General features: G+C 66.0%; 10 protein-coding genes and 1 pseudogene. 8 read left to right on the plus strand and 3 right to left on the minus strand.

The annotated features are described in order from the left end of the window. Positions 1-3: 3 nt before the first annotated feature. The 5 genes and pseudogenes from IB236_RS07805 (at position 4) to IB236_RS24300 (ending at position 6,835) form a co-directional block, all read left to right on the plus strand. The gene (locus IB236_RS07805) at positions 4-1,629 is read left to right on the plus strand and encodes a diguanylate cyclase domain-containing protein (protein ID WP_370539896.1); all 1,626 of its coding nucleotides are present in this window, start codon (positions 4-6) and stop codon (positions 1,627-1,629) included. 5 nt (positions 1,630-1,634) lie between these two features. Then, the gene (locus IB236_RS07810; RefSeq protein ID WP_192419910.1) at positions 1,635-3,425 is read left to right on the plus strand and encodes a diguanylate cyclase; all 1,791 of its coding nucleotides are present in this window, start codon (positions 1,635-1,637) and stop codon (positions 3,423-3,425) included. Next, positions 3,422-5,218 (plus strand): diguanylate cyclase, encoded by a 1,797-nt coding sequence (locus IB236_RS07815; protein WP_056748121.1) that lies wholly within the window; start codon positions 3,422-3,424, stop codon positions 5,216-5,218. Before IB236_RS07810 ends, IB236_RS07815 begins: the two co-directional genes overlap by 4 nt. A gap of 130 nt (positions 5,219-5,348) precedes the next feature. Then, positions 5,349-5,920, plus strand: a pseudogene (locus IB236_RS24295) (FAD-binding oxidoreductase); the annotation flags it as partial. Between the two features lie 738 nt (positions 5,921-6,658). Beyond that, complete coding sequence (locus IB236_RS24300; RefSeq protein ID WP_225581062.1) at positions 6,659-6,835, plus strand: BBE domain-containing protein; 177 nt, start codon at positions 6,659-6,661, stop codon at positions 6,833-6,835. A 44-nt stretch (positions 6,836-6,879) separates the two neighbouring features. Here the strand turns inward: IB236_RS24300 and IB236_RS07825 are convergent, their stop codons facing one another. From IB236_RS07825 to IB236_RS07835, 3 genes are all read right to left on the minus strand, one after another. Beyond that, a complete protein-coding gene (locus IB236_RS07825; RefSeq protein ID WP_192419919.1) occupies positions 6,880-8,205 on the minus strand; it encodes a diguanylate cyclase domain-containing protein in 1,326 nt (441 codons plus the stop codon). Between the two features lie 169 nt (positions 8,206-8,374). Then, positions 8,375-9,268, minus strand: coding sequence for a MipA/OmpV family protein (locus tag IB236_RS07830; RefSeq protein ID WP_056067039.1), 894 nt, complete (start codon positions 9,266-9,268; stop codon positions 8,375-8,377). 10 nt (positions 9,269-9,278) lie between these two features. Then, positions 9,279-10,103 (minus strand): undecaprenyl-diphosphate phosphatase, encoded by an 825-nt coding sequence (locus tag IB236_RS07835; protein ID WP_056067100.1) that lies wholly within the window; start codon positions 10,101-10,103, stop codon positions 9,279-9,281. Between the two features lie 217 nt (positions 10,104-10,320). On the opposite strand from IB236_RS07835, the gene IB236_RS07840 reads away from it, so the two are divergent. The 3 genes from IB236_RS07840 to IB236_RS07850 are packed head-to-tail and all read left to right on the plus strand — an operon-like array spanning position 10,321 to position 11,672. Continuing rightward, a complete protein-coding gene (locus IB236_RS07840) occupies positions 10,321-10,731 on the plus strand; it encodes a DUF2306 domain-containing protein (RefSeq protein WP_192419921.1) in 411 nt (136 codons plus the stop codon). Between the two features lie 40 nt (positions 10,732-10,771). Continuing rightward, complete coding sequence (locus IB236_RS07845; RefSeq protein ID WP_192419923.1) at positions 10,772-11,341, plus strand: DUF6622 family protein; 570 nt, start codon at positions 10,772-10,774, stop codon at positions 11,339-11,341. Between the two features lie 37 nt (positions 11,342-11,378). Then, positions 11,379-11,672: a 2TM domain-containing protein gene (locus tag IB236_RS07850; RefSeq protein ID WP_192419925.1), complete on the plus strand. Its 294-nt coding sequence runs from the start codon at positions 11,379-11,381 to the stop codon at positions 11,670-11,672. The last annotated feature ends 29 nt before the right edge of the window (positions 11,673-11,701 follow it).

The raw sequence follows: 11,701 nt of genomic DNA on the forward strand, positions 1-11,701 counted from the left end.
CAGGTGGATGCCTGGGAGGCCATCACCCTCAAGGCCGACCCCACCTACGAGCTCTCGGTACAGGACATGCTGGACCGCCTGGACGAGTTCAAGGCTCCAGCACGGAGCAACAACTCGCTGGGCGTACACAAGGCGGCCATGTGGCTGCATATCCCCCTGGTTGCGCCCGAGGCGCTGCGCACACCGTGGGTGGTCAACATTGGCTACAGCTCGCTCAGGGCCGATTTGTACCTGGCCCGGGGTGGCAAGCTGCTTCAGCAGGCCCGAGCACGCCAGTCCGATCCAGCGCAGCTGGCTGGACGCACGCCTGCGATGGCCTTCGACCTGCAGCCGGGCCAACGTTACGACCTGCTGATACGGGTCCAGGCCACCGGCCCGCTGATTCTGCCCATCACGGTCAGCGAAATGCCCATTCACCTGCGGCAGGCCATGCGCGAGCAGATGCTGCAGGGCCTGCTCAACGGGCTGGCCTTCTGCCTCTTCGCGTACAGCCTGATCCAGTGGGTCACTCAGCGTGATCGCATGTTCGGCTTTTATGCGTTGGTGGTACTGGGCAGTGCGGGCTTTTCGCTGCAGTTCTTTGGCGTCGGCCCGCAGTATCTGTGGCCCGATAACCCGTGGATGGACCGGTATTCGGGTCCGGCAGCAGGGCTGATGGCGCTGGCGGGATCGTTTCTGTTCCTGGGCCACACGCTGGCCGGCGACACCCCTGGCAGCCGGTATGCGCGCACCATGCGGGTGGGCGCGGCAGTCACCGCAGCGGTCTGTATCGCGTTGGTGGTGGGCTGGTTGACCGTGCCCCTTGCCATTGCCTTCATGAGTCTGGCGGGGGCCCTCCCCTCGCTCATCAGCCTGCCTGCCGCCATGGCGCGAGTGCGGCACAAGGACCCCATTGGCGCCACCCTGCTGGTGGCGTGGATCGCCTTTGGCGTGGCCGCCGGAATGATGGTGTGCCTGGTGCAAGGCTGGATCCCTGCCAATTTCTGGACACTGCACTCGTTCCAGATTGGCGCCACGCTGGACATGCTGCTGTTCTTCCGCGTGATGGGCCTGCGCGCCCGTGCGGCCCAGGCACAGGCCCAGGAGGCCATGCGCGAGCGGGATCTGATGCAGTCACTGGCCAACACCGATCCACTCACCGGCCTGAGCAACCGGCGCGGCCTGCAGCACGCATTGCACGCCGCGCTGGCCCACTGTTCCCCGCAGCGGCTGGTCGCGGTCTATCTGATGGACCTGGATGGATTCAAGCCCGTCAATGACGCGCACGGCCACGATGTGGGCGACGACCTGCTGGTGGCCGTGGGCCACCGTCTGCTGGCCAATGTGCGGCACCAGACCGACCTGGTCGCCCGGCTCGGCGGCGACGAATTCATCATCATGGCCCGCGACCTGGCCACGCCTGAGCAGGCGGAGGACCTGGGCCGCTCGCTGCTGCGGGCCTTTGAGCACCCTTTTACGCTGAGCCATCTGCGCATCCAGGTGGGCCTGACCATCGGGTACGCGCTGGCCCCCCTCGACAGTGACGACCCGCAGGGCTTGCTGCGGCATGCAGACGCCGCGATGTACGCGGGCAAACAAGGCGGCAAGCACTCGGTGCGGCGCATCCCCGCCACGGCAGCACTGGCATGACGACGATGAATTCCAACGCCCTGCTCCCCAGTCGGCCGACACCCTGGCACCCCCTGCTGTGGCTGCTGGTGCTGGCACTGTGGCAGGTGCTGGCTCTGCCCACTGCGCGGGCCGCCGCCCCCAGCCCACTCGTGCTGCCAGACGACGCCAGCCCGGTGAACGTGTGGTCGGTGGCCACGTTGCTGGCCGACCCATCTTTGCAATGGGGCGTGCAAGACGCACTGGAACGCTTGCCTGACTTTGCAGAGCCCCCCAGCCGTGGCGGCAGCCTGGGTGTGCGCAAGGAGGCCATCTGGCTGCGCGTGCCGCTGATGTCGCGCGTGGCGTCGGGCAATGAATGGATCGTGAACATCGATTTTGCGGTGCTCAACGAAGTCGACATCTACCTGACCCAGCAAGGTCGGCTGACTCAACACGCTGCGCTGGGCAACCTGCGCCCCTATTCCGAGCGCCCGCTGCGGGGCCGCACCCCAGCGATGACGCTGGACCTGGCGGCCGACACTCCCTATGAACTGCTGATCCGGGTACAAACCTCGGGCGCGATGATCGTGCCCATCACCCTGAGCAAGGCACCCTACCTGGTGCACCGGTCGCTGCGTGAGCAGATGTTCCAGGGCGTGCTGGCCGGGCTGGCCCTGTGCCTGGTGGTCTACAGCGTCACCCAGTGGGTCAGCCAGCGCGAAAAGCTGTTCCTTTACTACTGCATGCTGGTGGTGGGCAGTGCCGGGTTCTCGCTGCAGTTCTTCGGCGTTGGTACCCAGTTCCTCTGGAGCGACCGGCTCTGGATCGAAGTCCACGCAGCAGGGGCGGCGGGGCTGCTGGCCATTGCGGGCTCGTTCCTGTTCATGGGCCATGCGCTGATGGGCCACATGCCACACAGCCGGTTTCTGAGGGTGATGCAGGCGGGAGCAGTGCTGAGCCTGGTGCTGCTCGCGGCCTTCCTGGTCGATCTGATCAACACCCGGACCACCACCGCCATCATCAGCGTCCTGGGACCCCTGCCCTCTCTCATCAGCCTGCCTATCGCCGTGGCACGGGCACGCAAGGGAGATTCGGTCAGCGCCACGCTGCTGGCGGCCTGGGTCGCATACTTCACGGCGGCTGTGGCCATGGTGTGCCTGGTGCAAGGCCTGCTGCCGGTCAACTTCTGGACGCTGCACTCCTTCCAGCTCGGCGCTGCGGCTGACATGCTGCTGTTCCTGCGGGTGCTGGGTCAACGCTCTGCCGCCTTGCGCCACGCGGCCTCTGAAGCGCTGCGCGAGCGCGACACCATGCGCTCGCTGGCCTACACCGACTCACTGACCGGGCTGTGCAACCGCCGCGGCATGCAAATGGCGCTGCAATCGGCGCTGGCGCAGGCCAGCCCCCAACGCCTGGTAGCGCTCTACCTGATGGACCTGGACGGTTTCAAACCGGTCAACGACACCTACGGCCACGATGTGGGCGACGACCTGCTGGTGGCGGTGGGCCACCGGCTGGAGGCCAATGTGCGACAGAACACCGACCTGGTGGCAAGGCTGGGCGGGGACGAATTCATTGTCATGGCACGCGAACTGGCCACCCCCGAACAAGCCCAGGAACTGGGGCGGGCCTTGCTGCATGCATTTGAAAAGCCGTTCCGGCTGAGCCACCTCTCCATCCAGGTGGGCCTGACCATCGGCTACGCGCTGGCACCGCTGGACAGTGACGATGCACAGCACCTGGTCCGGCTCGCGGATGCAGCCATGTATGCAGGCAAGGAGAGTGGCAAACACTGCATCCGCCGCAACCCGGGCGAACTGGCGCTGGCCTCATGACGTACACGCGCTTGAGTGGGTTTGTGCATCGACCGGTTCTTGCCAGCTGGTGGCGAGTGGCCTGCCTGCTGTCGGCACTGTGTCTTCTGCTGGCAGCCCTACCGACCAGTGCGCGAGCTGCCCCCCTTGAACTGCGGGATGACCTGCTTTCCATCGAGGCCTGGCCCGCCGTCACTGTGCTGCCAGACCCCTCCGGCACCCTGCTCGTGAATGATGTCCTTGCGGAGTTGTCACGCTTTCAGGCCCCACCCGGCACCAGCGGCACCCTGGGCGTGCGGGCCGAGCCGGTGTGGGTGCGCATCCCGGTCACCGTGCCCGTTTCATCCAGCGGCCTGTGGGTGCTGGACATCGACTATCCCGTGCTGCAACGCATCGAGGTGTACCTGGCTGCAGACGGCCATGTGACCCAGCAGGCCACGCTGGGCAGCCTGCAGCCTTACACCCAGCGCCCGCTGCGCAGCCGCACCCATGCACTGCCCCTGGCCATGTTGCCCGGACACACCTACGACCTGCTGCTGCGCGTGGAGACCCGGGGTGCAATGGTGCTGCCCATCACACTGAACAAGCCCACCACCTGGCACAGCAAGGCTCTGAACGAGCAGATGCTGCAAGGCATCCTTACCGGGCTGGCGCTGTGCCTGCTGATCTACAGCCTGGCGCAGTGGCTCAATCTGCGCGACGTGCTGTTCATCCAGTACGCACTGCTCATTGCGGGGAGCCTGCTGTTTTCGCTACACCTGTTCGGCCTGGGCACGCAGTACCTGTGGCGCGATATGCCATGGGTGGAGTTGCATGCAGCCAGTCTGGCTGCGCTCACGGCCACCTGCGGCTCCTTTCTCTTCATCAGCCAGGCCTTGGCGGGTGACAGGCCCCGCAGCTGGCTGCTGCGCAGCATGCGTGGCGGCGCAGTGCTGTGCGTGGTGCTGGCGGCGCTGTATGCCCTCGACCTGCTCAGCACCCGCGCAGTGACAGGCATCGTCAGCATCCTGGGGCTGGTGCCAGCGCTCATGGGCATTCCGGGGGCGGTGCGCCGCGCAAGGCTGGGCGACCCGGTGGGCTCCACCCTGCTGCTCGCCTGGCTGTTGTATTTTTTGGCCACCGCCACGGTCATTGGCGTGATCCAGGGTTGGGTGCCGGTGAACTTCTGGACCTTGCACTCGTTCCAGTTTGGCGCCACGCTGGACATGCTGCTTTTCATGCGTGTGCTGGGCTTGCGCACCAAGGCGCTGCGACTGGAGGCGCTGGACGCCAACCGCGAGCGCGACGTGATGCGCTCACTCGCCCACACCGATCCGCTCACCGGCCTGCCCAACCGGCGCGGGCTCAATATCTCGCTCGCATCGGCCCTGTCGCGCTGTAGCGCAGAAAAAATGCTGGCTGTGTACGTGATGGACCTCGACGGATTCAAGCCCGTCAACGATCAGCATGGCCACGACGTGGGCGACGAGCTGCTCGTGGCCGTGACCCGGCGCCTGCAAGGCCATGTGCGCCAAAGTGACCTGGTGGCTCGCCTGGGTGGCGACGAGTTCGTGGTGATGGCTGGACAGCTGCACAGCCTGCAGCAGGCGCAAGAGCTGGGCCACAAGCTGCTGGATGCATTCCGCTCACCGTTTTCGCTGAACAACGTGCAGGTGGAGATCGGTCTGACCATTGGGTATGCCATAGCACCGCACGACAGCACCGACGCCATTGGCCTGCTCAAGCTGGCCGATGCCGCCATGTACAGCGGCAAACAGGGCGGCAAGTTCTGCCTGCGGCGCAACACGGGCGACCTCGCGCTGTCCTCGTCCTGAGATCGTTTTCACGATCCAGAGGTGGCTGCCCAGCAGCGGGCTGAAAGACACGCCTGCCATTTCCCTCTGGTCAAAGCGCTCCTGCTCCGGTACACCCGGGGCTTCGCAACTTCCTGAAGGATCGCTCGCCATGGCCCATCGCAAAAGTTCGGCCCGCCTTGCCAAAGACGCACGCGTCGCGCACTTTTTATCTTTGGCGGCAAAACAGCCGGCGTTGGGCACTGCGCAGGCCAGCACGCCGGTGCTCACATGGGAGGCGGTGGCCGCTCTGGAGGCGCGCATCGTAGGACGCATCGTGCTGCCCTCCAGCCCCGACTACAACGCAGCGCGGCAGGAGTCAAACCCCGCCTTCCAGTCGTATCCGGAGATCATCGTCTTTTGCGCCTGCGAGAACGATGTGCTGGAGTGCCTGGCCGTGGCCCGCACCTATGGCGTGTGGGTGGCCGTGCGCTGCGGGGGCCACAGCACCGCGGGTTACTCGGTCAACAGCGGCATGGTGGTGGACCTGAGCGACTTGCAGGGCGTGGTGCTGGACCCTGCACGCGAACGCGTGCACGTGCTGTCGGCACCGACTTTGACCACTTTAACGGTGCCATGAACCACACGGGCTGGCATGTGCCCACGGGCGCCTGTGGCAGTGTGTGCGTGGGGGGCTTTGTGCAAGGTGGCGGCTACGGCTACACATCGCGCGCGTTCGGCATCCAGAGTGACCTTGTCGATTCCTTCCGTGTGGCGCTGGCCGACGGCACCATCGTCACCGCCAGCGCGCAGGAGCATTCCGACCTTTACTGGGCCCTGCGCGGCGGCACGGGCGGCAACTTTGGCGTGGTGCTGCAGGTGACCTACCGCATGCAGCGGCTGGACCAGGTCTGGGCCTGGTCCATCAGCTGGGACGCCATGCACGCGGCCCAGGTGCTTACGCTGATGCAGGCCGGCTACATGAAGACCGGTGCGCCCGATGCATTGGGCTACATGATGAACCTGGGCTTCCAGAACGGTGTGCCGGTGTACATGGTGCAGGGCATGTTCTGCGGCAGCCGCGAGGACGGGCTGGCAGCCATTGCACCGCTGATGGCCATCCCCAGCGCGCAGCTGCTCGTGGACAAGACCGGCACCTACCCCGACATGAACGTGTGGCTGGAAGACCACCCCTACACCCTGCCCGACAACCTGCCGGACGGGATCGCCGAAACCAAGGCCAGCGGATACATCAACACCCGGCTCTCGCCCGCCGACTGGCAGCGCATCATCGACTACTTCAAGACGTCGCCCAACCCCTGGTCGCTGGCCTATCTGGAGCCCTATGGCGGCGCCATCAACCGCTACCCGGTGGCCGACAGCGCCTTTGTGCATCGCAATGTCGACGCCGACCTGGTGGTGGATGTGTTCTGGCGCAACCCGGCGGAGCGCGCCCAGATGGAAGCCTGGCTCGACGGCTTCATGCAGCTCGTGCGGCCCTTACTGAACGGCCACGTGTACCAGAACTACCCGGATGCGCGGCTGGCCGACTTTGCCTCCGCCTACTGGGGCCCGGCCTACCCGCAGCTTCAGCGGATCAAGGCGGCCTACGACCCCGGCAACTTCTTCCACTTCCAGCAAAGCATCCGACTGCCGTGATACCGCGCCCCTGCTCTGCGGGGGCGCAGAGGGAGGAAAAGGGCTCAGGCCGTCAACGCGTAATGCAGACGGCCCTTACCCGCCCGTTTGGCAGCGTACATGGCCTGGTCGGCACGGTTCATCAGCGCGTCGATGTCTCCCTCCAGCGGAGGGTACACCGCCACACCAATGCTGGCGCCAATGCGCAGCTCGCGCCCGTCCACCGTCATGCCCTGCTGCAGGGCGTCGATGATGCGGTGGCCGATGGTATCGGTGACTTCACGCGTCACCTCGTGGTCCAGCATCACCAGAAACTCGTCGCCCCCGAGCCGCGCCATGGTGTCGCCCGCGCGCACCGTGCTGGCGATGCGCTGGGCCACGATGCGCAGCACCTCGTCGCCCGCGCGGTGGCCTTCGGCGTCGTTCACGTGCTTGAAACCGTCGAGGTCAATGAACAACAGAGCCACCGACCCCTCGGTGTGCCGCGCATGCAGCAGCGACTGCTCCAGCCGCCCCTGAAACGCGGCCCGGTTGAGCAGCCCGGTCAGTGAGTCGTGGTTGGCCAGGTAGTGCTGCTGCCGCGCGATCTGGATCTTGGCGGAAACATCCTGCACCAGCGCCATGATGGAGGTCACCTGGCCGTCGGCGTCCGTCAGGGCAGAGTTGAACCACTCGCAGTGCACCTCTGTGCCATCGCTGCGCACAAAACAGGTTTCGGCCCGGTTCTGGGACTCCTGGCCGGACTGCAGCCGCTGCAGCGCCTGCTGCAGGCTGTCGTCCATCGAGGCGGGGGCCAGCAGGTCCGTCAGCAGCCTCCCTTCCAGTCCCGCCACATGCAGCCATCCCAGCAGCTGCACCGCGCGCTGCGAGCAATGCAGCAGCTGCAGCTGGTGGTCCATCTCCACCACGGCCAGGGGGCTGTTCTCCATGTGGGAAGACAGGCGCTGGTTGGCCGCGCGCAGCGCATTCATGGTGACCTGCAGCTCGTGCACGTCCAGCGCCGTGGTGATGAAACCGTCAATCGCGCCTTGCGGGTTGTGCCAGGGCGTCAGGCAGATGGTGCGCCACTCGTCAAAGCCGTAGGGCGTGCGCAGCATGCGCTGGTACTGCACCCGCTCGCCGTTGAGCACGCGGTTCACAAACGGCATGAACCGGGCGCAGTCCTGCTCGCCATAGACCTCCACCAGTGTCTTGCCGACCAGCTCCTCCGGCACGGTGCCGAACCAGCGCGCGTATTCTTCGTTCACATAGATCATCGACAGGCTGCGGTCGATCACAGCCATGGTGGCGCCTGCGCTGCGGGTGATCACATCAAGCAGGTCCGCCTTGGACCACACCTTTTGGCGGGCGGTCTCCGGGTGCGTGGACAACTCGGGCGCTTCTGGCGTCATGCGGCAATACCCCAGTGGGGGAGAGGATCAGCGGAGGGGCAGCTTCACACACCACGACACGGTGATGGCACGGGGTGCGGCCGCCTGGGCGTAACTGTCTGTGAGCGGCAGCTTAGCACTTTCGCCAGGCACAACCGCTCCCGTTGAACCCTTGCTACAGCGGATGTGCCTAGCGGCAGCACCGGTAGGCCAGCCCCACAGAGACCGAATAGCCCACCGGCTGCACGGTCAACGGGCTGCGGCGCGCATCGCCCTGCAGCTGCGACACGCGGGCCGCGCCCAGCACCACCCAGTGCCGGTTGAGCGCCGTCATCACCTCCACCCCGGCATCTACGCTGTACAGCCCGCCGCGTGGCTCGAACGCAGGCAAGGGGCTGCTGCCACCGGCCGGCACCCCAAAATGCCCCCGCACGTAGGTGCGGTCCCCAAAACTCGCGCCCGCCCCGAAGCTGACCTTGGTCTGCTCCGTCACGGGCCAGGTGTAGCCAATGCTGGTAGACCATTGCGCGCCACCGTCGCGGCCCAAGATGTCTTGCGAAACCCCGGCCCCCACGGCCCAGCGGTCCGTGATGGCATAGCCCGCGCTGATCCGTGCCCGCAGGGTGGACCGCACTGACGGCAACCCCACCAGGATGGGGGCATCCGAGCCGTCACGGCCCTTGTCAATGCGCAAGGCTGCACTCAGGCTGAAGCGGTCGCTTTGCGCCAGCGTGGCGCTGGCGCCGGACTCGCGGGGTCCCAGGCCGTGGCCCATGAAGGCGCTGCCGCGCGAAGTGCTCAGGCGAAACCGGCCGTACTCGATGGCCCAGGCGGGCCGCAGGCTGTTCTTGCGGCCATCGCCCCCGGCGTAGTCGGGGCTGCTGCCCACGATGGCGCCGATCGCGTAGTTGAATTTGGGAGCCGCAGCCTGCTGGCTCTCTGCCTTGTCGGATACCGTGGTTTCGGTGCTGGCCGCCTCTGGCAAGCCCTGGGCACCCACCCAGGGGCTGACCGACAAGCCGGCGAGCGCCAGCGCCCGCAAGGAAATCAAGGGAAAGGAGACCCGACCGGTAATGAAACGCATGGCCCGATTATCAGTCGGCCCACTGCACCCAGCCGGTCCACGCGGTCACCAGAACGATGACGCCGAACACGATGCGGTAGTAGGCAAACGGCACAAAACTGTGACTGCTGATGTAGCGCAACAACCAGCGCACACACAGCCACGCGCTGAGGAAGGAGAACACCAGCCCCGTGGCAAACAGCGGAATGTCGGCCGCCGACAGCAGCGCGCGCTCTTTGTACAGGCTGTATACCCCGGCGCCAATCAACGTGGGGATGGCCAGGAAGAACGAAAAGTCCGTCGCCGCCTGGCGCGACAGGCCCAGCAGCATGCCTCCGATGATGGTCGCGCCGCTGCGGCTGGTGCCAGGAATCATGGCCAGGCACTGCACGAGGCCGACCTTGATGGCATCGAGCGGCGTCATTGCGTCCACGCTGTGGATGCGGGTGGCCGAGGGCGGCCGCCGCTCGGCCCACAGGATGATGAAGCCACCAATGATGAAGGTGCTGGCCACGACCACCGGTGTGAACAGGTGTGCCTTGATGGCCTTGCCAAACAGCAGCCCCAGCACCACGGCAGGCACGAAGGCGATGAACACGTTGAGCGCAAACCGCTGGGCCTGGCGCTCGGTGGGCAAGGCGACCAGCGTGGAGCGGATCTTGGCCCAGTACACCAGAATCACCGCAAAAATGGCGCCCGTCTGGATGGCAATGTCAAACACCTTGGCCTTGGCATCGTCAAACCCCAGCAGCGACCCGGCCAGGATCAGGTGCCCGGTGGAAGAGATGGGCAAAAACTCCGTCAACCCCTCGACGACCCCCATGATGGCGGCCTTGACCAGCAATACAACGTCCACGCGCACTCCTTGCAAATAGGTGCGGGATTATCCGCCGTGGGCTCCAGCCCCCCTGGCAAAACGCCCGCCGCGTTGCTTCTGGCGGCCCAATCCGCCCACCACTCACTCCGCGTGGCGGCATTTCACGCCCGGTGGGCTGCATTTCGTCGCAGGGCTGTGGCGCCCCGGGAAGGGCATCGGCACAGTTCGCTCCATCGAACCCGCCAGGAGCCCCGCCATGCAAATCACCCCCGTCATCGCCATCCATCTTGCAGCCGCGCTGGCGGCCGTTGCCATCGGCCCCATTGCCCTGTGGGCCCGCCAAGGGGCCACGCAGCGCCCCCGCCTGCACCGCGCGGCCGGCTACGCCTGGGTCACGCTGATGGTGGCCACCGCCGTGTCAGCCCTCTTCATCACCGGCGGCCCCGGCCCGCGCTGGGGCAGCATCGGTCTGATTCACCTGCTGATCCCCGTCACCCTGGGCATGTTGGCCATGGCCTTTGTGTTCCTCGCCCGCCGCAACATCGTCGGCCACCGCAAGATGATGCAACGCACCTACATCGGCGCCTGTGTGGTGGCTGGCGGCTTCACGCTGCTGCCCGACCGTTTTTTGGGCCACACGGTCTGGTCCGCACTCGGACTGATCTGACCCAACCCCTCCATTCATTGTTTACAACAGGACGACCACCATGCTGCTCAACCTCCTTGTCCAACAACCCCAGATGCTGGGTCGCATCATCGAAAACACTCCCTACTGGGTCTGGGCCCTGCTGGCCGGTCTGCTCTGGCTGGGCGGCAGCCAGCTGCTGGCCCGCAACGTGAGCCTGGTGCGGGCCATGGTCATGCCGGTGGCGATGACCGGCCTGTCGGTGTATGGCATCGCCTCGGCCTTTGGCGGCGCTGGCCAGGCCTTGCTGCCGGTGGTCGCCTGGCTGGTGGCCGCCATGTTCATCGCCAGCGTGGCGCTGTGGCTGCAACCTGCCGCGCCCCAGGGCACGCTGTACGAAAGCAAGTCACGCTGCTTCTACATTCCGGGCAGCGCCATGCCGCTGGCCTTGATCCTGGGCATCTTCCTCACCAAATACCTCGTGGGCGTGGAGTTGGCCCTGCAACCCGCCCTGGCACGCGACAGTGGCTTTGCACTGCAGATCGCTGCGCTGTATGGCGTGTTCAACGGTCTGTTTGCGGCCCGCGCGCTGCGGCTGTGGAAACTGGTGCAACGCAGCGCCCCCTTGGCCCCATCACCCGCCACCGCCTGAGCCCCCCCGTAACGATCCCTCAGCACAGGAGCCTCCCATGCGCCACCACACCTTCACTTCCGATCCCCTCGAACGTCTGGCACGCCGCCGTGCCGGGGCCAAAATGGGCTGGTACATCCATGCCAGCGTGTACCTGCTCGTCAATCTGCTGCTGGTCGCACTGTCGGTGGGCAGCGGGCGGCACTGGGCGGTGTTCCCGGCCCTGGGCTGGGGCATCGGCCTGGCCATCCATGGCGTGGTGGTGTTCGTTCTTGCGGGTGGCAGCGACCTGCACGAGCGCATGGTGCAGGCGGAACGCGACCGACTGGCTGCTGCACAAAACCCCCGCTGATCGGCTGATGATGACTCCTCCCGACAAAA

Source organism: Acidovorax sp. ACV02, from assembly GCF_014851475.1.
Classification (GTDB): domain Bacteria; phylum Pseudomonadota; class Gammaproteobacteria; order Burkholderiales; family Burkholderiaceae_C; genus Acidovorax; species Acidovorax delafieldii.